The sequence below is a fragment of the Bogoriella caseilytica genome, from assembly GCF_003752405.1.
In the GTDB taxonomy this organism is placed as follows: Bacteria; Actinomycetota; Actinomycetes; order Actinomycetales; family Actinomycetaceae; genus Allobogoriella; species Allobogoriella caseilytica.
The window spans coordinates 1,090,144-1,111,475 of the sequence record NZ_RKHK01000001.1 but is presented as its reverse complement, the minus strand read 5'-3'; the positions used below and the strand labels follow the sequence as shown (position 1 = coordinate 1,111,475).

Annotated in this window: 18 protein-coding genes and 1 tRNA gene; 12 read left to right on the top strand and 7 right to left on the bottom strand. The window is 69.9% G+C overall.

Annotated elements, in window-relative coordinates; all coding sequences use genetic code 11:
- Nucleotides 1-93 precede the first annotated feature (93 nt).
- The 6 genes from EDD31_RS04965 (at nt 94) to EDD31_RS04940 (ending at nt 6,985) form a co-directional block, all read left to right on the top strand.
- On the top strand, nt 94-1,098 hold the full coding sequence (locus tag EDD31_RS04965) for a hydroxyacid dehydrogenase (protein ID WP_123303177.1): 1,005 nt from the start codon (nt 94-96) through the stop codon (nt 1,096-1,098).
- The gene (locus EDD31_RS04960; RefSeq protein WP_123303176.1) at nt 1,095-3,065 is read left to right on the top strand and encodes a DUF2264 domain-containing protein; all 1,971 of its coding nucleotides are present in this window, start codon (nt 1,095-1,097) and stop codon (nt 3,063-3,065) included. The genes EDD31_RS04965 and EDD31_RS04960 overlap by 4 nt, the downstream gene beginning before the upstream one ends.
- 10 nt (nt 3,066-3,075) lie before the next feature.
- Nucleotides 3,076-4,407, top strand: coding sequence for an ABC transporter substrate-binding protein (locus EDD31_RS04955; RefSeq protein ID WP_123303175.1), 1,332 nt, complete (start codon nt 3,076-3,078; stop codon nt 4,405-4,407).
- 69 nt (nt 4,408-4,476) lie between these two features.
- Nucleotides 4,477-5,400 (top strand): carbohydrate ABC transporter permease, encoded by a 924-nt coding sequence (locus EDD31_RS04950; RefSeq protein WP_123303174.1) that lies wholly within the window; start codon nt 4,477-4,479, stop codon nt 5,398-5,400.
- Entirely contained in the window at nt 5,401-6,297 is an 897-nt protein-coding gene (locus EDD31_RS04945; protein ID WP_123303173.1) for a carbohydrate ABC transporter permease, read from the top strand. It abuts the gene before it with no gap.
- A gap of 4 nt (nt 6,298-6,301) precedes the next feature.
- Nucleotides 6,302-6,985 carry a DUF624 domain-containing protein gene (locus tag EDD31_RS04940; RefSeq protein ID WP_123303172.1) on the top strand — a complete coding sequence of 228 codons (684 nt, stop codon included), beginning with the start codon at nt 6,302-6,304 and terminating at the stop codon, nt 6,983-6,985.
- A 37-nt stretch (nt 6,986-7,022) separates the two neighbouring features.
- Here EDD31_RS04940 and EDD31_RS04935 read toward each other — a convergent pair whose 3' ends face one another.
- Nucleotides 7,023-7,796: a glycerophosphodiester phosphodiesterase gene (locus tag EDD31_RS04935; protein WP_148058862.1), complete on the bottom strand. Its 774-nt coding sequence runs from the start codon at nt 7,794-7,796 to the stop codon at nt 7,023-7,025.
- 239 nt (nt 7,797-8,035) lie between these two features.
- Here EDD31_RS04935 and EDD31_RS04930 point away from each other — a divergent pair.
- Nucleotides 8,036-8,111, top strand: a tRNA-Arg gene (locus EDD31_RS04930).
- A 62-nt stretch (nt 8,112-8,173) separates the two neighbouring features.
- Here the strand turns inward: EDD31_RS04930 and EDD31_RS14850 are convergent.
- On the bottom strand, nt 8,174-11,203 hold the full coding sequence (locus EDD31_RS14850) for a DEAD/DEAH box helicase family protein (protein WP_211336054.1): 3,030 nt from the start codon (nt 11,201-11,203) through the stop codon (nt 8,174-8,176).
- Nucleotides 11,204-11,346: 143 nt separating this feature from the next.
- On the opposite strand from EDD31_RS14850, the gene EDD31_RS04920 reads away from it, so the two are divergent.
- Nucleotides 11,347-11,835 carry a MogA/MoaB family molybdenum cofactor biosynthesis protein gene (locus EDD31_RS04920; RefSeq protein ID WP_123303170.1) on the top strand — a complete coding sequence of 163 codons (489 nt, stop codon included), beginning with the start codon at nt 11,347-11,349 and terminating at the stop codon, nt 11,833-11,835.
- A gap of 108 nt (nt 11,836-11,943) precedes the next feature.
- Here EDD31_RS04920 and EDD31_RS04915 read toward each other — a convergent pair whose 3' ends face one another.
- The 4 genes from EDD31_RS04915 to moeB all read right to left on the bottom strand — a co-directional run bounded on the left by EDD31_RS04915 (nt 11,944) and on the right by moeB (nt 16,267).
- A complete protein-coding gene (locus EDD31_RS04915; protein WP_123303169.1) occupies nt 11,944-13,050 on the bottom strand; it encodes a DNA alkylation repair protein in 1,107 nt (368 codons plus the stop codon).
- 155 nt (nt 13,051-13,205) lie between these two features.
- Nucleotides 13,206-13,676, bottom strand: a complete 471-nt coding sequence (gene moaC / locus EDD31_RS04910) for a cyclic pyranopterin monophosphate synthase MoaC (protein ID WP_123303168.1) — start codon at nt 13,674-13,676, stop codon at nt 13,206-13,208.
- A complete protein-coding gene (locus EDD31_RS04905; RefSeq protein ID WP_123303167.1) occupies nt 13,673-14,962 on the bottom strand; it encodes a molybdopterin molybdotransferase MoeA in 1,290 nt (429 codons plus the stop codon). The genes moaC and EDD31_RS04905 overlap by 4 nt, the downstream gene beginning before the upstream one ends.
- Before the next feature lie 57 nt (nt 14,963-15,019).
- Nucleotides 15,020-16,267: a molybdopterin-synthase adenylyltransferase MoeB gene (moeB, locus tag EDD31_RS04900; protein ID WP_123303166.1), complete on the bottom strand. Its 1,248-nt coding sequence runs from the start codon at nt 16,265-16,267 to the stop codon at nt 15,020-15,022.
- A gap of 101 nt (nt 16,268-16,368) precedes the next feature.
- Here moeB and EDD31_RS04895 point away from each other — a divergent pair, with 101 nt between their 5' ends.
- The 3 genes from EDD31_RS04895 to metZ are packed head-to-tail and all read left to right on the top strand — an operon-like array spanning nt 16,369 to nt 19,900.
- Nucleotides 16,369-17,001: a MarR family winged helix-turn-helix transcriptional regulator gene (locus tag EDD31_RS04895; protein WP_123303165.1), complete on the top strand. Its 633-nt coding sequence runs from the start codon at nt 16,369-16,371 to the stop codon at nt 16,999-17,001.
- Entirely contained in the window at nt 16,998-18,614 is a 1,617-nt protein-coding gene (locus tag EDD31_RS04890) for an MFS transporter (RefSeq protein ID WP_123303164.1), read from the top strand. The genes EDD31_RS04895 and EDD31_RS04890 overlap by 4 nt, the downstream gene beginning before the upstream one ends.
- A gap of 17 nt (nt 18,615-18,631) precedes the next feature.
- Nucleotides 18,632-19,900: an O-succinylhomoserine sulfhydrylase gene (gene metZ, locus EDD31_RS04885; RefSeq protein ID WP_245990920.1), complete on the top strand. Its 1,269-nt coding sequence runs from the start codon at nt 18,632-18,634 to the stop codon at nt 19,898-19,900.
- Nucleotides 19,901-20,019: 119 nt separating this feature from the next.
- Here metZ and upp read toward each other — a convergent pair whose 3' ends face one another.
- Nucleotides 20,020-20,655 (bottom strand): uracil phosphoribosyltransferase, encoded by a 636-nt coding sequence (upp, locus tag EDD31_RS04880; RefSeq protein WP_123303163.1) that lies wholly within the window; start codon nt 20,653-20,655, stop codon nt 20,020-20,022.
- A gap of 80 nt (nt 20,656-20,735) precedes the next feature.
- On the opposite strand from upp, the gene tadA reads away from it, so the two are divergent.
- On the top strand, nt 20,736-21,191 hold the full coding sequence (tadA, locus tag EDD31_RS04875) for a tRNA adenosine(34) deaminase TadA (protein WP_245990918.1): 456 nt from the start codon (nt 20,736-20,738) through the stop codon (nt 21,189-21,191).
- The last annotated feature ends 141 nt before the right edge of the window (nt 21,192-21,332 follow it).

Here is a 21,332-nt window from a genome sequence, read left to right as displayed (position 1 = left end):
TGACCCGACAGAGATGGACACTTACGCTCAGTCAGATCCGTTCGGATGATCGAAAAGCGATCATAACCCGTCAGCTTCGAAGGAGATGCTGTGATGAGGCAGCCACGCGCCCTGCTTGTCATGGCTCCAGCAACCTTCGAGCTCCAGTTCGGCCGGGCGCACCTCGATCGTCTCGCCAGCGCCGCGGACCTGCCCAGCCCGTTGGTGGTCTCCAGCTTCGCCGAGGCCGGTGCTGCCCTCGCTCAGACCGAGGTGCTCCTGACCTCCTGGGGCTGCCCGCCGATCACCGACGACGTGCTCGATGCCGCCCCGCAGCTGCGTGCGATCGTGCACGCAGCGGGCAGCGTGCGCCACCTCGTGCCGGCCAGCATCCACCACCGCGGAGTGCAGGTCACCACCGCAGCGGACCTGAATGCGATCCCGGTCGCAGAGTTCACTCTGGCCGCCGTCATCTTCGCCGGCAAGCGCGCTCTGCCCCTGGCTGAGCTCGGGCGTCAGTCACCGGCGAGCTGGGAGACCTCGATCAGCTCCCACGCGCTCTCCAACCTCGGCCGCACCATCGGAATCGTCGGCTTCTCCCGCATCGGGCGGCGAGTGATCGATCTGCTGTCCGTGCTCGAGACCGAAGCGATCCTCGTGGCCGACCCCGTCGCCGACCCGGCCGAGGTCGAGGCGGCCGGAGCGCGCTTGCTTCCACTGGAGGACGTTCTGGCCCACTCGGACGTGCTCTCCCTGCACGCCCCGCTCCTGCCGGCGACCACCGGCATGATCGGCGCCGCCGAGCTGGCTTCCCTGCCGGACGGCGCCACGGTGATCAACACCGCTCGTGGCGGCCTGATCGATCACGAGGCCCTCACCCGCGAGTGCCGCTCCGGGCGTCTCGACGCGATCCTGGATGTGACCGACCCTGAGCCCCTGCCTGCCGGCCATCCGCTCCTCGGGCTGCCCAATGTCACCGTCACCCCGCACTTGGCCGGCTCGCTCGGCAAGGAGACCCACCGCCTCGCCGACTTCGCCGTCGACGCCGTCGTGGCCTTCGCCGAAGGTGCGGTCCTGCCCGGCGCACTCACCCCCAAGGCCAGTGAGGTGAGCGCATGAGCCCCTCGGCCATCACCTCGCGCACCGATCTGGTGGCGCTCGCCGATGCCCTGCTCACGGCGGTCCGGCCCTACGCCTCAGCGCACCACGCGCGCATCGCCCTGCCCGGAACGCCCGGCGGATACGGCGCCGACGTCGATGCCCTCGAGGGCTATGCCCGCACCTTTCTCTTGGCCGGCTTCCGCTTGGCCGGAGACCCCGGCGAGGATCCGCACGGCTATGCCGAGTGGTATGCCCGGGGCCTCATCGCCGGTGCCGACCCGAGGTCCACCGAGCGCTGGGTGCGGCCATCCGAGCACCCGCAGGCGAAGGTCGAGGCGGCCTCGCTCGCGCTGGTGCTGGACCTGACCCGCGAGTGGATCTGGGACCGGCTCTCCCCGCTCGAACAGGAGCATGTGGTGGGCTACCTCGCCGAGGTCGTCGGCGATGAGACCTACCCGCGCAACAACTGGCTGTGGTTCCGGGTCGTGGTCCAGACCTTCCTGCGTTCGGTCGGCGGGCCGTATCAGCTGGAGGACATCCGCTCCGATCTGGAGCGACACGACGAGTTCTACGAGCGCGATGGGTGGTACCGCGACGGCGATGAGCGCGCTTACGACCACTACGCCGGCTGGGCCATGCACGTCTACCCCACCCTGTGGTCCCGGATGGGGTCGGCCGGCGATCTGGCCGCGCCCCGCGCCGCCACGGACCGCGACCGGCTCGACCGCTACCTCCGGGATGCCGTGCATCTGGTGGGGGCCGATGGCGGCCCGCTCATCCAGGGACGCAGCCTCGTCTATCGTTTCGCCACCGCGGCACCGTACTGGGTGGGCGGGCTGGCTCAGGTGCCCTCCGTGCCGCTCGGGCAGCTCCGGGCGGCAGGCCTGGCGAGCGTCGATCACTTCGTCCGCCGCGGTGTGCCGAACGAGCGCGGTTTGCTCGACCTGGGCTGGCTCCGGCCCTGGCGGCCGCTCGCCCAGCGGTACTCCGGCACCGGCTCCGCGTACTGGGCCAGCAAGGGGCTGCTCGGGGTGGCGCTGCCGAGTGATCACCCGGTGTGGACCGCTCCGGAGCACCCGCTGCCCAGTGCCGAGGAGGACTCCACCCTGGTGATCTCCGCGCCCGGATGGGCGGTCAGTGTGCCCTCCTCGGACGGGATCGTCCGGGTGGCCAATCACGGCACCGACCACGACGTCGCGGGCAGTGAGGCCGGGGATTCCCCTCTGTACGCGCGCCTGGGCTACTCCAGCGCCACGGCCCCCCTGCTTGATCCCACGGCCTGGCACGCGCCGACCGATCAGTCCGTGGTTCTGGTCGATGCCGAGGGACGGCGTAGCCATCGCAGCGGCATGCAGACCCTCACCGTGCAGGCGGGCGACGGAGTCGCGATCGCCGCCTCGCGCGCCACCGCGCACTGGCTCACCCCGGATGCCGAGCAGATGAACCACGGCAGCGGCTGGGTGGGCGAGGCCGAGCTCGCCGGCACGATCACCACGGTGTCCGTGCTGCACGGGCCCTGGGAGGTGCGACTCGTGCACGCCGATGCCCTCGTACCGGAGGCGCTGACCCTGGAGGCGGGTGGCTGGGCGCTCGCGGACGACGCCGGAGTCCATGCCCACGTCAGCGGCACCACGGTGGAACTGTCCACGACGGCGAGGTCCGCGCACCTTCTGGGTGTGACCGGATGGCAGACGAGCCGCCTCCACCACCGCGACGGCGCCTCGCCGCTGGGCGCGCACGCCGCCGTCGGCGTCCTGACGGCCCCCGCTGCGACGGGCTGGTACGCCCTGGCACTGTCATTGACCAACCTCGCGGCTGCGCCACAGCTCCAGCCGCCCGCGGTGGACCTCACAGCCACGCATGCTCACATCACCTGGGCGGAGGGAACCTCGTCCACGGTCGGGCTTCCCCCGCCACCAGCGCCATCACCGACCGACCCCGGTCACGACACGACCCCGCCCACCCCGGGCTCGATCCACTACTAGGGAGATCGCAATGAAGCGAAAGATCATGTCTACTGCGGCCGCCATCGCCGCTGCCGCACTCGTCCTGAGTGCCTGCGGTGGCGACAGCGACGATTCCGGAACGACCAATGGCAATGGCGACGCCTCCGGTGGCGACGACGCAGCACCGGTCACCATCACCTTCGCGGGGTGGAGCCTGGCGACCACCCCGGAGTTCGAAACCCTCGTGGAGGCCTTCGAGGCGGAGAACGAGGACATTACCGTCGAGATCGTCGAGTACGCCGACGGTGACGACTATGACACCCAGATGATCACCGACCTCGCCGGTGGTACCGCCCCGGACGTCTATCCGCTGAAGAACCTCAATCACTTCTTCACCTACCAGGACGGCGGGCAGCTCGTTGACGTCAGCGATGTGGCCGCTGAACTCGGCGAGGAGGTCAGTGGTGTGGATGCGTATGTGATCGACGGCGCTACCTATGCCGTGCCCTACCGGCAGGACGCCTGGTTCATCTACTACAACATGGACCTCTTCGAGGCCGCCGGTGTCGACCAGCCCGATGGCAGCTGGACCTGGGATGACTACGCCGACGCCGCCGAGGCTCTGACCGAAGGCCTGGCCGGGACCGAGACTCCGGCCACCGGCGCCTATCAGCACTCCTGGCAGTCCACCCTCCAGGGCTTCGCGACGGCGCAGAGCCCCGGCGCGGATTTCCTCTCCGGTGACTGGGAGTACTTCGTGCCCTACTACGAGCGTGTGCTGGAGATGCAGGACAACGGATCCTTGGTCAGCTACTCCACCGTGACCACGAACTCGCTGAGCTACCAGGCCCAGTTCGGCACGCAGCAGGCCGCGATGACCGTGATGGGGTCGTGGTACATCGCCACGCTGCTGGCCGAGCAGGACTCTGGAGATGCGGACGACTTCGCCTGGGGGATCGCCCCCGCGCCCCAGTACGACTCCTCCACCACGGACCAGCCGGTGACCTTTGGTGACCCCACGGGGCTCGGCATCAACTCCGCGGTGGAAGGTGACGAGCTCGAGGCCGCCAAGCGCTTCGTGGCATTCGCGGCCGGTGAGCAGGCCGGTGAGGCCCTGGCCGGGATCGGCATCACCCCGGCGGCGAGCACCGAGGCCGTCACGGAGGCCTTCTTCAACCTCGAAGGCATGCCGATGGACGACCTCTCGCAGTTCGCCTTCTCCACCCACGACGTGCGGCCGGAGAACACCGTGGACGCGAACAACGCGGCACTGCAGAACATCCTCGGAGATGCGCACTCGTCGATCATGTCGGGCAGCGAATCGCCGCAGGACGGGATCGATGAGGCCATGCGTCGTGCCTCCGACGAGGTCAACAACTAACACGACCCACTCGCCGGCCGGCTCCCGCACGGGTGCCGGCCGGCGCGATCAACTGACCGAGGAGATTCCATGGCGACCCTGAGCGCCGCACCCCCGCGACGGCGCACACGTCGTCCCGGGGCACGCCTGCGCAGGCGGAACACGTTCATCGGGTGGACCTTCATCCTGCCGAACTTCATCGGCTTCGCGACGCTCACCCTGGTCCCGGTGCTCATCCTGTTCTACCTCGGCTTCACGTCGTGGAACGCTTTCGGCGCTGCCGAGTGGGTGGGTCTGGCCAACTACGAGCGTCTGCTCAACGACCGCACCTTCCACCGGGTGCTGTTCAACACCCTCTACTACGCGGCCTTCCACATCCCCCTCACCCTGGGGGCTGCCCTCGGCCTGGCACTGCTGCTGAACCGCAAGATGCGCGGCGTGGCGTTCTTCCGCACCGTGGCCTTCTTCCCCTACATCACCTCGATCGTGGCGATTGCCGTGGTGTGGAACATGCTGTTCTCCGCCGAGACCGGGCCGATCAACCAGTTCCTCGGCCTCTTCGGCTTCGACGACCTCCCCGGCTGGACCGTTTCGACGACCTGGGCGATGCCGGCAGTGATCATCGTGGGCACCTGGCGCGAGATGGGCTACTTCATGCTGCTCTTCCTCGCCGGCCTGCAGACGGTGCCCACGGAGTTGCATGAGGCCGCCCGGGTGGACGGCGCCAGTAGCTGGCAACGCTTCTTGAACGTCACGCTGCCCTGCCTACGACCCACGACGTTCTTCGTGACGGTGATGTTGACGATCGAGAGCTTCAAGATCCTGGATCTAATTCTCGTGATGACCAACGGTGGCCCCGGGATCTCCACCACCGTCCTGGCGCAGTACGTCTTCCGGAAGGGCTTCCAGGAGAACGACTTCGGGTACGCCTCTGCGGTCGCTCTGGTGCTCTTCTTCATCTGCATCTCCGTGACCGTGGTGCAGTTCCTCGCCAACAAGCGACGGGAGCGGTAAATGGCACTGCTGACGCTGGATCGACCAGCCAAGACCTTCACCCCGCCGGCCGACTTCCGCCCCGATCGGCGCACTCCGGGGCAGGTGATCGCGCGGGTGGCGCTCTACGTGGGCCTGAGCGTGGCCTCGGCGGCCATCCTCCTGCCTTTCGTGTGGATGGTCATCTCCTCGCTCAAGACGAACAACCAGGTCTTCACCGTGCCGATCCAGTGGATCCCCGACCCGGTGGTGTGGAGCAACTACGTCGACATCTGGGCGACCTCGAACATGACCACCTGGATCAGGAACACGCTGATCCTCTCGGTCGGGGTGACGTTCCTGCAGGTCTTCACCGGCAGCTTCGCGGCCTACGGGTTCTCGAAGATGCGCTTCCCGGGCCGCGACGTCTTGTTCCTGGCTTACGTGGGGACCATCGCGGTGCCGTGGCAGGCCTACATGATCCCGCAGTACATCATCTTGTCCCGGGCCGGCCTCTCGAACACCCTGTGGTCGATCCTGGTGCTGCAGGCCTTCGGTGCCTTCGGCGTCTTCCTGATGAAGCAGTACTACGACTCGATTCCTGAGGAGCTCTCCGAGGCGGCCCGTATCGACGGACTCTCGGAGTACTCCATCTGGCGGCGCATCGTGGTCCCGCTCTCCGGCCCTGCGCTGGCCACGCTGGTGCTCCTGACCTTCGTGAACACCTGGAACGACTATCTCGGACCGCTGATCTACCTGCGTGATCGTGACCTGTGGACGATCCAGATCGGGCTGAACTCCTTCGCCTCGCAGTACAACACCGAGCACGCGCTCATCATGACCGGCTCGGTGATCTCGGTGCTGCCGATCGCGATCATCTTCCTGGCGGGCCAGCGGTACTTCGTGCAAGGCATCGCCACGGCGGGCTTGAAGGGCTAATCGCATGGCGGAGCGACGCAAGCTGCAGGCCGAGACGTGGGAGACGATCTTCGGAGTCGCCTACCTGGTGGTGGGTACCAACGCCATGCTGGTCCTGGCGGCCTCACCCCTGATCGTGCTGCTCATGACCACGGACCCGCGCTCGTCCTGGCTGGCCCTCGCTCTGGCTGCTGTGGGCGCCGTGCCCGCGGCGACGGCCACTTTCGCCGTCTTCCGCGACTTCAGCGTGACTCGCGGCGGCGGTGTGATCCGGGTGTTCTGGTCTGCCTGGTGGCGGCATCTGCGCCGTTCCTTGGCGCTGGGCGTGCTGTTGGTTGGCGCGGTCGTCGTGCTCGCCGCCGACATGATGGTGCTGATCAACTTCCGCCTGGGAGCGCTCGCGATCCCGCTGTTGGTGGTCCTGACGGTGCTCGTGGCCGCCACGGTGCTGCTCGCCCTGGTGGCGAGCGTGGAGCGGCCCGAGGCGCGTTTGCGCGAGGTGCTGAAGGCGAGCCTGTATCTCGGAGTGCGCCGCTGGTACCTCACGCTGCTCTCCTTCGCGGCCATCGGTCTGCTCGGCGCCCTCTTCATCGAGCACCCGGCGTTGGCGCTCGGACTGGCGGCCGCCCCGCTGCTCTACGCGGTGTGGGGCAACTCCCGGTACGCACTCCGGCCCGTGCTCCCGCCAGGCGCTGCCGTGCAGATCTGACGGTCTTCGCTGCGCCGTCGTGCGTGACGAGGCGAACCTAGTGCCGGCCCGCCAGGAGGTCGGGCCGGTCGGTGATCACTCCGGCCACGCCTGCAGCGCGCAGACGATCGGCGGTCTCGACGTCGTTGACTGTCCAGGCCACCACGCCCAGGCCCAGGGCCGTGGCCATGGAGACGACCCGCTCCGCCAGGCGGGGGCTGCGCATGATCTGCGCAGGACCGTAGTCGAGCGAGACGTGCACGAAGCGAGCACCCTGGCGTGGGCGCAGCGCAGGCCGGACGCCTGCTCGTGTGGCCGTGAGGAAGTGGGTCAGCGCCCTCCAGCCCAGCGCGGTGGTCACCCCGCAGGCTTCGTGCGCTGCCTGGAGCCACGCGTCCCAGCCGCCGGCCACGCAGACGCGATCGGCCGCCTGAGTGCGGCGCACCGCCTCGATCACCGGACGCACGGCCTGCGCTTCCTTGATGTCGATGGAGACCAGCGACTCGGGGAATCCGCCAAGGAGTTCGTCCAGGCGGAGCAGCGGCTCCTGGCCGAGTACCCGGGTGCGGGAGAGTTCGTCCCACGTGCGAGCGGCGACGGGGCCACGCAGCTCGGTGACACGGTCCAAGGTGCGGTCGTGGAAGGCGAGCGGAACACCGTCGGCGGTGACCCGCACATCCGTTTCCAGGTGCCGCAACCCGAGATCGAGGGCCTGGGTGAAGGCGCGCGCGGTGTTCTCCGGGGCGATGCCCATGCCGCCGCGGTGGGCGGAGAGCCACGGGCCAGGGTGATCGGCATAGCGGTGCGGGGCAGGTGCGGGGCTCACAGTCATGGTGACCACGGCATGAACAATGCTGCACCGAGGCGGGGGAATCGAGGGACCGCCGCGTGGAACCCGGAGTGTTCACGAACCCGACCCCTCGTCGTCTCCGGGCGGTCTTGACAGGTTCAGCCAGCGTGCTCGGCGACCAGTAGCGGCACGGGGAATCGCCAGTGAGCACCGTCACCGGACGCTGACTTGGAGCCGCCGGAGATTGCGCGATAGAGTCGCATTCGCTGTTCAGAACGACTGCGCCCGTAGCTCAATGGATAGAGCATCTGACTACGGATCAGAAGGTTGGGGGTTCGAGTCCCTCCGGGCGCACCAGGCTTATCAGCCGCTGAACCGCCGCCTCAAGACCCCCGCCCTCACCGGCGGGGGTCTTGTCGTTACAGCCATTCGCGGCGGCGATGTGGCTTGTCGGCGGCAGTCGCCACGGAGTGCCGGCGAGCGTCGGCGAGGATCTCCAGGGCGTCGTTGCCCCGGACCTCGACGAGCGTGGCCGGGCCGACGTGCTGCTTCCACAGCTCAGTGAACTTGCGGGCATTCTCTTGCCGGCGAGCGATCATGCCCGGTACCGGGATGTATTGCGGTGGCGGAAGCACGCGATCGGCGAATCGCTGCGCCGCGGAGGCCCGGCGCTCCGTGCGCCGCCCGCCGCGCGCCACCCGCAGTAGGAAGCGGGGGCGTTCCACCGGCCCGAAGACCTCCGCCACGGCATCGATCACCAGGCGCTGATCGGCCAGCGAGCCGCCCTGCAGGCTGATGTCATAGCCGGAGGTCACCAGGGTGCCGGTGACAGGGGCGGCGATCACGTGGCGCCGCACGGACACGTCGGCGGGGTCGTAGTAGGCCCCGCCGTGCATCCCATGCAGGGTCTCGGCCACGGTCAGCGTGACGGCGCGATAGGAATCGGCCGGCCAGGCACGGCGGCGCAGGCTACGTCGCAGGTCGCGGACCTGTCGCCATCCCCCGAGGGCCATGTACACAGCGACGAGCGCCAAGAAGCCCAGGATGAACTGGGTGACGTTGGGCAGTACGTGCGCTCGCAGAAAGGTGTCCGCTGTCAACCGGATCAGGGCAAGAAGGAGTCCGATCCCCATCACCACGAGGGCCGCCAGCGTGGGGGGAGAGACGAAGGACGGTGCGGTCTCCTCACTCGGTGCGAGCTCCAGCGTCTCGCGCTCGGCCCCGGTGTAGGGCTCGCCCACCCGCCACTGCCGGTAGGTCTGGGCGCGCTCAGGCAGGCGCGTGAGCGTGACCTCGTTGAGACGCTCGGCCGACGCGCCCCGGTCTCTGGCCACGAGCCGCGTGAGCATCAGCTCCTGCTCCACGGTGAGGCTGTGGCGCAGGCCGGTGATGATGGCGGTGTCGTCGTCGGTGCTCAGCCCCCACAGGTGCTGGTGCCGTCGCCGCACCCGTGAGATCTCGCCGCCGTGGTCCAGGCGCAGCCGCGGAGGCACCACGCACGCCACACCCCAGTTGTGCGCCACCTTGCCAGGCCATTGGGGGTCCAGTCGCAAGGTCCGCCCGCGCAGCTGTTGCGTGGCGGAGGAGGTGGCCACCGCGGTGAGGTCGACGAGGGTGTTGATGGCCGGGCAGTCCCATCCCTCGCCCAGAAGCCCGCGCGTGCCGACAATCACCCGCAGCTGCCCCTCGCTGACCATGGCCGAGATCGCCCGCACCACCTTGTAGGCGCTCGCGGTCGGCGCCTCGATCACGCTGATCTCCGGGTCCGCCGGCAGTGGCTCGGCCCGCAGCTCCACCTGGAGATGCTCGGCGAGCTGGGGCATCAGCTCGCCGGCGTCAGCGGTTCGCATGCGCAGGTGCTGGGCGGTGACCAGCACCGGCCGGAGGGCAGCGATGGCGGGATCAGCGGCGAGTGTGGCGAAAGCCCGCAGCGCGCCGGCAGGGCCGTTGCCGGGGTCGGAGCCACCCGCGGCCGCAGTGGCGCCCCGATGGCCGCGCTGGTTGCCGTGCACGGCGAAGTCGCAGACCACCACGGCGCGCATCCGGTGCCCGTCCTCGCGGCTGAGCTCGTGACGCAGGATCTGCACCGCGGCGGCGTCTTTGGCGCAGGAGTGTGCCAGCACCGAGTCCACGGGATCCCGCCCCCGGCGGATGCCGCGATCGGTGAGTTGATAGCCGAAGTCGGCCAGCGTGGTGCGGACCCGCTCCCAGTCCGCGCGCCGGCTCGGATCGGCCAGCAGACGGCGTTGGGCGAAACGGCCCAGCACCACCAGGGCATCCTCAGTGGTGGCTGGGCTGGCGGTGACCGTCGGCAGGAGCCGGATGAGATCGTGCCTCGGGCTGATCTGACGCAGCATGCGTGAGCAGGATTCTGCCAGGGGCAGATCATCCCGGAAGGCGGCGGCCAAGCGCTGGTCGGCGCTGGGGCGCCCGGCGTTCCCGCGATCGGTGGCCCCGCGATCCGCAGCATCGCCGCCTGGGCACTCTTCCTCGGGCTGGAGGGTCTCGACCAGGTAGCCCACGCCCTCCTCGGTGCTCATCATCTCGTGGGCGAGTGCTGTCAGCTGTTCCTCGTGCCGGCGGAGGAAGTCCTGTTCCGCGGCAGTGGGTTCGGTGAACCAGACCAGGTCGCGATAGGGCGCCAGGTTGCCCTCCCGGACCACCGCAGGCGTCGGGATCTCGTAATCGACGTCGCCAAGCAGCCCGGTGTAGTTGTCGTAGGCGGTGCCGTCGTCGGGGGAGGGTAAGGTCGCCGTCAGGCCGATCAGGTGTGGCGTGCCGCCGGCGGCGGCGATGCGGGCGCGCAGGTAGCCGACCACCAGCGCCCAATGGTCGAGCAGGTGATGGCATTCGTCGAGCAGAATCGTCTCCACACCGGCTTCCACCAGGCGGTCCACCAGCGCCAGGGCGTTGGGGTGGAGCACCTGGGCCACCTGGCTGGGGTCCGAGCGCACGAGTTCGCGCCGCAGACGGCGGTGGCGCCGCCGCAGGCCGGACCGGTACTCGCGCGGGTTCTCCTCCTGCAGAGCGTTCAGGAAGGCCTCGGCCGACTCCGTGGTGCGGCCGGCCTCAGTGAGTTCGTCGTGCCACTGCACCCGGGCGAGGTCGCCGACCGCGTCGTCGCTGCGCACCACCGACAGCGCCTGGTAGGTCATCACGGTCAGGTCGGCCGGCGCGGCGGTGTCCTCCGAGACCTGGTCGGGGTCCGTGGCGAGCTCACGGGCGGTGGCGGCCCACTGGTGCCGGATCGTGGTGGTCGGGGTCAGCGCCACCGCGCGCCGGCCGTCACGGATGGCCAGGAGCAAACCGACCAGGGTTTTGCCCGCCCCGGGCGGGGCCACGATGTGCAGCGGCTCGTCAGGGGGGAAGGACTGGCCGAGGATGTCCTCCTGATAGTCGCGCAGGGTGCCGCGAAAGCGCCAGGTGCTCAGGGGGCGTGCAGGAGGCATGAGGGAACCGTAGTCAATGCCAGCTCATCTCTTGACGAACCGGCGGCGGGTGTGCCCGGAGCTGGGTGTGCCCGGGGCTTGGTGTGCCCGGGCGCGCCGTCGAACTCGGCGCGGGGCACTCGGCGCGGGGCTAGCGTGAGCGGATGGATCTGACTCCCGGCGCCGTCATCACCGTGTCCGATCGCTGTTCGCGCGGCGAGGCCGAGGACCGCTCCGGGCCGCTGGCCGCGAAACTCCTCGCCGAGGCCGGCGTGCGGGCCGAGGTCGTGGTGATCCCCGACGGCGCCGGCTCGGTGACCGTCGCGCTCCGCGAAGCCCTGGCCGCCGGCGCGCGGGTGGTGGTGACCACCGGGGGCACCGGCGTCACCCCCCGCGACCGCACCCCCGAGGGCACCGCGGAGGTGTTGCAGCAGGTGCTGCCCGGGGTGGCTGAGGTCATTCGTGCGCGGGGGGCGCGCACGGTTCCCACCGCGGTGCTCTCGCGCGGCCTGGCTGGGATCGCCACCGGAGCGGCCGGGAAGGCGGTGGTGGTCAATGCGCCAGGATCCACCGGTGGTGTTCGCGATGCCCTCGCGGTCCTCACACCGCTGATCGGGCACTTGCTCAACCAACTCGACGGCGGCGACCACTAGACGGAGGTGCTGGCCCCACACTCGTCAGCGCGCCACTTGCAGGGCCCCATGAGCGGAGCGGTCGCGAGTAGCTGGCGCGCACGACGGGTGGTCTCGTCAGCTCTCGGGTCACTCCGTGGCCGGTAGCAGTTCGAAGGGCACCGGGGCTGTCGCGATCCCGTTCACGTGGAGGGCGATGGCGTGCCCGCCGGGGTAGTAGCGGCGCGTGGTGATCGGCCGGAAGGAGTGCTTCCTCGCGATCATCATCTCCTCGCCCGGGGAGAGCTCACCCGTGGTGAGTTTGAAAACCTTCGCGCTCAGGGTGCCGTTCGCCCTGCGGTGGTGGACGGCGTAGTCGATGGCAAGGCGGGCGTTCTCGGTGCCGGTGTTGCGGATCGTGGCGGTGAACTGGATCTGGCCGCCCCAGGGAACGGGGGAACCGGTGAGGTGCGGGCCGTCGACGTCGACCGAGGCGGGGGCGAATCCGAGCAGGGCCAGGGCGTCGGGGTGGCCGCCCTTGATGAGGGTGCGCAGACCATGCCGCACGAGCGCAGGCGTGGTCGAGGTGGGTGCCTCGAGCCAGCGACGAGCCGTCTCGACGACAAGATCGGGAGTGTCGCGGCTCAGGTCGTTGAGATGGTTCGCGACCGAGCGGCGCACGTAGGCGCTCTCGTCCCGGTAGAGCGCATCGAGGATGGGCACGGTGACGCCGGTCCGGGCGAGCATCTCGGGAATCCGCACGGCCCATGGCAGATAGGGGCGGGTTCCTTCACTGGCCAGACGGCGCACGTGCTCGTCCTCGGAGTTCGTCCAGCCGGTGATGATGGTCAGCGCCCGATCGAGGTCGTGGAGGAGCAGCGCGCGGATGGAGAACTCCGCGGTGAGCCGGCCAGTGAGTTCCGCGAGCAAGGCCATCGCATCGGTGAAGGCGGCATCGGTCTCTTCCTGGATTGCGCGAGTGGCGATCGCGCTGGTCACGGGCCAGATGAGCCATCCGGTGAAGTCCTCGCGCTGGCCGGCGGAGCGCACTACCTCCGCCAAGTCCGAGTAGTTGCCGGGGAGGTCGGCGAGCAGTGCGTCGCGAAGCAGGTCCGCGCGTTCGCGCAGCGACAGCGTGTCGAGCGAGTCGGCGGCTCGGGGCAGTTCGCGCAGCCGCCGCCCCGGCACCACGGCTTGAATCGCCTCGGACAGGGTGAGGGCGGCGGGGCGTCCGATCAGGTCGTCTGCGAGGGGCATGGGGACATCCTCCATCACGACGAGCGCGCCAGTTACTCACGAGCGCGCCACGTACAGGCCCTCAGAAGTAGAGCGGTCTCGAGTAACTGGCGCAGTCAACGCAGGGGGAGTGAGGTCGTTGCAGGGGAAGGCCGGGGCCGCAGGGCCTGGGCCGGTCACTCGCCCCGGCGCCAGTCCCCGGATCGCCCACCGGACTTCGCGACGACTCGCACCGAGGCGATCTCGGCCGAACGATCCACACCCTTGACCATGTCGACCACGGCCAGTGCAGCCACGGACACCGCCGTCATGGCCTCCATCTCCACCCCGGTGCGATCCGCGGTGCGCACGGTGGCGGTGATGAGCACGCGGTCCGCAGCCAGCTCCAGGTCCACCGCGGCGCCGTGCACGCCGATCACATGCGCCAGGGGCAGCAACTCCGGGGTGCGCTTCGCCGCAGCGATACCGGCGATCCGGGCGACGGCCAGCGCATCACCCTTGGGCACCGTGCCCTCACGCAGCGCGGCCATCACCTCGGCCGAACAGCGCACCTCGCCGCGGGCCACGGCCTCGCGCACGGTGGGTTGCTTCGCGGTGACATCGACCATCCGGGCTTGGCCGGCGTCGTCCAGGTGGGTGAACTTCACGGCACCATCATGACGCGCACCGCGTCGCCCGGCTCGATCTGCTCCACATCGGACTCGATCACGGCCAGCGCCTCGGCTCGGGCGAGGGAGGCCACGAGGTGGGATCCGGAGCCGGAGACCGGGCGGACGCGCAGCAGCTCCTCGCCGACGTCCCGCCCGACTTCGTCGGCAGCGTCGCCTGCCTCCGGGATCTCCAGGGTGACCGGCAGGTACTGCCGCCGACCGGGAGGGCAACGCCAGCCCTCGGCGGCGACGGCGTCGACGAGGAAGGGCTCCGGCGGCCCGCCGTCCGTCCAGCCGCTGAGCACCTCCAGGGCCGGCGTGACCAGCACCATGACGGAGACGAAGACGCTCACCGGGTTTCCGGGCAGGCAGAAGATCGGCACCGTGCGCTCGCCGTCGCTGAGCTCCCCGAAGCCCTGCGGTTTGCCCGGCTGCATGGCCACCGCGACGAACTCCACGCCGCCGCGCTCGCTCAGCACCTCCTTGACGACGTCGTAGGTGCCGGCGCTGACCCCACCGGTGGTGATCAGCGCATCGATCTCGCCGAGCCGGGTGCTGAGCAGGGACTGCAGTTCAGCCGGTTCGTCGCCGACGCGGCCCATCGGTACGGGCGTGGCGCCCAGGACCTCCAGTAGCGAGAGCAGGAGCACCGAGTTCGAGTCCGGGATCTGGCCGGGGCCCGGCGTGAGGCCGGGATCGGTGAGCTCATCGCCGGTGGCGAGCACCCCCACCCGGGGGCGGGGGCGCACCGGCAGGACGGCGTGGCCGGTCGAGGCTGCGGCCGCGATGGCGCGCGGGCCGATGAAGATTCCCGCCCGGAGCACCGGGTCACCGGGGTCGAGGTCCTCGCCGCGGCGCCGGATGCGCTCGCGGGCCGGGGCGACGATCCGCACCGCGGACGGGAGCTCCCGCCCGCCTGCCGGCCCGGCTGCCTGGTCCGTGTCTTCCACCTTCACCACGCCGTCGGCGCCCGGAGGCATGGGGGCCCCGGTCATGATCCGCGCGGCCTCACCGGCCGCGACGGCGGGAAGCTCACGCGCCCCGGCCGGGATGTCGCCGATGACGGTGAGCGTGACAGGCCGCTCGGCCGAGGCGTGCTCCACGTCGGCGCAGCGCACCGCGAAGCCATCCATCGCGGAGTTGTCGAAGGGCGGGACGGCGAGTGTGGCCGTGACGTCGGCGGCCAGGAGCGTTCCGCGGCTCTCCAGCAGGGGAACCTCACGGACTGGTAGCGGGCGGACCGTGCCCAGGATGCGGGAGAGGTGTTCCTCGACGGTGATCACGGAGCTCCTTGCCGGTGTCGCGGGATGGGACGTGTGCTGCCGCTGGGGCGGTCGACGTCAGTACCGCGCCAGGGTGGGGTCGATCTGCTCGCCCCACGCCAGGATGCCACCGGTCACGGTCACTGCCGGGATCCCGGCTGCGCGCAGGGCCACCACGGCGCGAGCCGAACGCTGGCCGGAACGGCAGTGGACCAGGACCTCGGGTGGGCCGTCGTGCCCGGCCTCGTCCCGCTCAGCCTTGGTTCGCTCCGCCTCGTCCCGCTCAGCCTCGTCAAGCACGTGCCCGATCGCTGCGGCCGGCGCGCGAAGGATCTCCTCGAGCGGCACGTGCACGGCGCCGGGGATGACGGCGATCTCGCGCTCGGGGGCCTCCCGTACGTCGATCAGCACGGTGGAAGGGCCGCTGCGGTCGCGGGCGGCCAGTCGCCGCTGTAGCTCAAGGACGTCGATGGCGGGCACCTCGGCGGGCGGGTCCTCAACGATCCGGGCCTTAGGGGGCGGGTCGGCCGCGAACGCCCCACGGGACCGCTCATCACGGGGCGCAGCGGGAGGCTGCAGGGGGATCTCCCGCCATCGTTGGGTGAGGGCGTCCAGGACGAGGATCCGCCCGAGCAGCGTCTGCCCGGCGCCGGTGAGGAGCTTGATGGCTTCAGTGGCCATCACCGAGCCCACCTGCCCGCACATGGCCCCCAACACGCCGGCCTCACCGCAGGAGGGTGTGGTGCCCTCGTCCGGCGGGTGGGGAAAGAGGTCGCGCAGCGTCACCTGCGGCTCGGCGGCTTCACCCGCCCAGAAGACCGAGACCTGGGCATCGAAGCGCAGGATCGAGCCCCACACCACGGGCAGGCCCAGCTCGGCGCAGACGTCGGAGATGAGGTAGCGGGTGGGGAAGTTGTCCGTGCCGTCAATCACCAGGTCATGGCCGCCGAGGAGTTCGGTCGCATTGGCCTGCTCCAGCCGAACCTGCCGGGCCGTGACCGTGACGTCGGGGTTCAGCGACGAGGCTGCCTCGGCGGCGGAGGTGGCCTTGGGTCGCCCGAGGGTGGCCTGGGAGTGGATGACCTGGCGCTGGAGATTGCTCGCCTCCACGACGTCGTCGTCGATCACGGTCAGCCGGCCGATGCCGGCGGCTGCCAGGTACTGGATCACCGGAGCCCCAAGTCCGCCTGCGCCGACCACTGCGACGCGGGCATGGAGCAGACGGCGCTGCCCGTCCCGACCGATCGGGCCGAGCAGGATATGGCGGGAGTAGCGCTGCAGCTGCGCGCGGGTGAGCTCGGGGCCGGGCTCGACCACAGGGCGCATGCCATCAGCCTAGGCGTGAGGCGCAGGCTGCTGGACGAAGATCACAAGCTCCATCACCGCAACTGAATACATGCACGATGCACGCACGTTAGGATCGCGGGGTGAGTTCCTCTGAGATGGATGGCACGACAGGCCCCGACGCGGCTGACGCCGGGCCCGGCCGCGCGCCGGCAGGTCGCGCGCCGGAAAGTGGTGTGGCTCAGAGCGGCGCGAGCGACGGCCGCCCCGAAGCCACCGAGGCGCTGTTGCACGAGGTGCGCGCCCTGATGCGTCGGATGCGCAGTTCCTCGATCGTCGTGGCTCAGGCACACGGCCTGCAGACCACTCAGGCTCAGGTGCTCTTCGCGCTGCGCCGTCTGGGTGAGTGCCGCGTGGCCCGCCTGGCCGAGAAGCAACTCGTGGATCCCTCCGTGGCCAGCCGCCAGGTGGCCGCCCTCGAGAAGGAGGGCCTGGTCTCCCGCCGTCCCGATCCCGAGGACGCCCGCGCCTCCCTGGTCACGCTCTCCGAGCAGGGCCACGCTCACCTCGCGGAGCTACGCCGCCACCACATGGCGGTCTTCTCCGAGGCCTTGCAGGACTGGCCCACCGAGCGGGTGGTGCGCTTCACCGAGGACATCGAGGCCTTCACCGAGGCCATCCAGCCGTACTACGACTACATCGCCCACCAGGTGAGCAAGGAGACGGCCTCCACCGAGTCTGCCCCGGAGCAGGCTGCCAAACGCGGCGACGCATGAGGAGCGGCGACCTCACCGAACGGCGCGCCTACGCCGGTATGACCCCCGAGGCCGCGGCGGCGGCACACCAGCAGCACCGTCAGGTCCTCAAGGTCCTCACCGGACTGCTGCTGGCGATGTTCATGGGCTCGGTGTCCTCCCTGATCGTGGGCAATGCGCTGCCGGTGATCGCTTCGGAGATCGGCGGCACGCAGCGCCAGTACACGTGGATCATGACGGCGGCGATCCTCGCCCAGTGCGCCACCACACCCATCGCGGGCAAGCTCGCCGACCTGTACGACAAGAAGCGGCTGCTGCTCGGGGCCCTCATCATCTTCGCCACCGGCTCGCTGCTCGCCGGTTTCTCGGTCTCGCCCGAGATGCTCATCGCCGTGCGCGTGATCCAGGGCGTGGGCATGGGTTCGATCATGGTGCTGGTCCAGATCACGATCTCCACGATCGTCCCGCCGCGTCAGCGCGGTCGCTACAACGTCTACGTGGGCTCGGTCTTTGCCGGCGCCACGGTCTCCGCGCCGCTGATCGGCGGTCTGATCGTGGCCACGCCGGGCCTGGGGTGGCGCTGGTGCTTCTGGGTCATGCTGCCCTTCACCCTCATCGCCACCGTCGTCCTCGCCCGCCGGCTGCAGGTGCCGCCCTCAGGGCGTGAGGACGCCAAGGTCGACTGGGGCGGCTCGGTGCTCGTGGCGCTGGCTGCGGCCCTGTTCCTGCTGGTGATCTCCTTCGCCGGAGACTCCTTCGGCTGGGTGTCCTGGCAGTCCGGTGCCCTGCTGGCCGGAGCGCTGGTGGCCGCGGTGGCCTTCGTCCTGGTGGAGCGCCGGGTGAGCGAACCGGTGGTGCCGCTGTACATCCTGGGCGACCGCTCCACGATCCTGGCGATCATCGCCAACGTGGCCATGGGCACCGCCCTGTTCGGCATCAACGTGCTGATCCTGCAGTACTTCCAGATCGGCCGCGGCTTCGATCCGATGATTGCCGGCTGGCTCACCCTGCCCCTGATGGGCGGGCTCCTGATCACCTCCTCGGTCACCGGCAACCTCGTGAGCCGCTCGGGGACCTGGAAGCGCTACGTGGTCGGCGGCATGGGGCTGATGACGCTCGGGTTGGCGCTGCTCGGGCTCTTCGCCCGTCAAGAGACGCCGCTGTGGTTGGTGGGGGTCTTCCTGGCGCTGGTGGGCGCGGGCCTGGGCGCCACCATGCAGAATATGCTGGTCGCGGTGCAGAACTCCAACACCCTGGGCGACGTCGGGGCCGCCACGGCCACGGTCACCTTCTTCCGCACCCTCGGCGGCGCAGCCGGGATCCAGGTGCTCGGCGTGCTGTACGCCCTGCGGGTCGCTGACATCGCCGGGGAGGAACTCTCCGATCGCGGGATCTCCGGGGTGGACGTCAGCTCACTCGACCTCTCGCAACTGCCCGCTCGCGCCACCGAGGCGGTCCGTCTGGCCTACGGCGACGGCGTGGGTCTGCCCTTCCTGGTCGCCGCGGGTGCTGCACTGGTGGGCCTGATCGCGGCCTCCTTCATGCGCGCCACGCGATTGCGCAGCTCGTGGAAGGATCCGCTGCCATCTCGCGATGCGAGCAAGACCGCAGCGAAGGCGCCAGGGGAGGGCTGACCCGGCACACTGGCCTGGTGACTGACGTGCCGTGCCCTCCTGAGCTCCCGTGTCCGCCCGACCCTGAGGGCCTGCGCCCAGCCACACTCGCTGTCCGTGGCGGCCAGCGCCGCAGCGCCTTCCAGGAGACCTCCGAGGCGCTGTACCTCACCCAGGGTTTCGTCTACGGAACCGCTGCCGAGGCGGCCGACACCTTCGCGGAGAACATCGAGCGCTACTCCTACTCGCGCTACTCCAACCCCACTACCCGCACCTTCGAGGAGCGCCTCGCCCTGCTCGACGGCGCCGAGGACGCCCTGGCCACCTCCACGGGCATGGCGGCGGTGTTCACCGCCGTCGCCGCCCTGGTGCGCTCCGGCTCGCGGATCGTGGCGGCCCGGGAACTCTTCGGGTCCACGCTGACGATTTTCGACGACGTGATGGCCGGGTGGGGCGTGCACACCGACTACGTCACCGGCGTCGACCTCGAGCAGTGGCAGACCGCGTTGGCCACCCCGGCCGACGTCGTCTTCCTCGAGACGCCCTCGAACCCGATGCAGGATGTGCTCGACCTGCGCGCCATCGCCGAGCTCGCGCACGAGGCCGGGGCGATCGTGGTGGTGGACAACGTCTTCGCCACGCCCATCCTGCAGCAACCGCTCAGCATGGGGGCTGATCTGGTGGTCTACTCCGCCACCAAGCACATCGATGGGCAGGGCCGCACCATGGGCGGGGCGATCCTGGGGTCGAAGAAGCTGATCGGGGGCCGCATCCGCACCATGTACCGGATGACCGGGCCCACGCTCTCGCCCTTCAACGCCTGGGTGCTGATCAAGGGCCTGGAGACGCTGCCGCTGCGCATCCGGGCGCAGTCCGCGGCGGCGCTGGACCTCGCGCAGTGGCTGGAGCAGCAGCCCGGCGTGGCCTCGGTGCGTTACCCCTTCCTCGATTCACACCCGCAGCGTGAGCTGGCGGGCAGGCAGATGAGCGCCGGGGGATCTGTGGTGACCGTGACCTTCGAGTCGGAGGGCGACGGTCGTGAGACCGGGCCGTCGGGGCGCTCGCGGGATGTGGAACGCACCTTCGCCTTCCTCGACGGATTGCGCGTGATCGACCTGTCCACGAATCTCGGGGACGCCAAGACCCTCGTCACCCATCCGGCCACCACCACGCATATGCGCGTCCCGGCCGAGCAGCGTGAGGCCATGGGCGTCATGGACACCACCGTGCGCTTGTCCGTGGGCCTGGAGGACGTCGAGGACCTGCGTGAGGACCTCGCGCGTGCGCTGGAGGCCCGGCGCGGTTGAGGCTGGCCTAGCCCGGATCGGTTGTCGATCGTGCCCCTATGAGGGCCGGATCGACAACGAATCGGGTGCTGAGCCTGGCCCGGCCGGCTGAGCCGGGCCCGGCCGGCGGCGCGCTCAGCTCAGACGACGCCGTAGAGGCGGTCCCCGGCGTCACCCAGGCCCGGCACGATGTACTTGTTCTCGTTCAGTCGCTCATCCACCGAGGCGGTCACCACGGACACCTCCGTGCGGTGATCCAGGCTCCGCTCGAGCTCCTGCAGGCCTTCCGGGGCGGCGAGCAGGCAGATGGCGGTGACGTCGCGGGCGCCGCGCTCGAGGAGGTATTCGATGGAGGCGACCATGGTGTGGCCGGTGGCCAGCATCGGGTCGAGCACGAAACACTGGCGGTCGGTGAGGTCGTCCGGCAGCCGGTTGGCGTAGGTGATCGCCTCGAAGGTGCTCTCATCGCGCTGCAGTCCGAGGAACCCGACCTCGGCGGTGGGCACGATGCGCGTCATGCCCTCGAGCATGCCAAGGCCGGCCCGCAGCACCGGCACCACGATGGGGCGCGGCTCAGCCATGTGCACGCCGGTGGTCTTCGCGACCGGGGTCTCGATCTCGTGCGGCACCACGCGTACGTCGCGGGTGGCCTCATAGGCCAGCAGCGTGACGAGCTCGTCGACCAGGAACCGGAAGGTCGGTGACGGCGTCTCCTTCGAGCGGAGCAGAGTGAGCTTGTGGGCGATCAGCGGGTGATCCGCAACGTGCAGGCGCATACAGCGAGCGTATCGCCCTGCGGAGCCGCTTCCCTCGTCGCGGGCTCGCGCTCGGGTCCGCAGGGCCGACAATGGGGCGTATGAAGTCCGACTTCGACAGCGCCATGGGGGAGGCCCTCGACCTCGCCCGGCAGGCCGCAGCGCAGGGCGATGTGCCCGTGGGCGCCGTCGTCCTCGATGCTGATGGGGAGGTGATCGGCCGTGGCGGCAACCGCCGCGAGGTGGACGGCGATCCCACCGCGCACGCGGAGATCCTGGCGCTCCGGGAGGCGGCGACGGCGCTGGGCCGCTGGCGGTTGGATGACTGCACGCTGGTGGTCACCCTGGAGCCCTGCACGATGTGCGCCGGTGCCATCGTGCTCGCCCGGCTCCCGAGGATCGTCATCGGCGCCTGGGATCCCAAAGCCGGCGCTGCCGGGTCCATGCGGGACGTCGTGCGTGACGCGCGGCTGAACCACCGCGTGGAAGTCGTTGCTGGAGTCCGCGAGGCTCAGTGTGCGGCGGTGCTGCGCGAGTTCTTCGCCACCCGGCGCTAGCCATCACCCCTCGCGGTCCGCCGCCGCCTTTCTGGGTTTGTGGTCAGTTCGCGCCGTAATAACACCGTGCGTCGCCCTGAAAGCGGCACCAAGTGACCACAAACGCGCAGGGCGGGGCCACGAGTGGGCGACCCTGGCCGG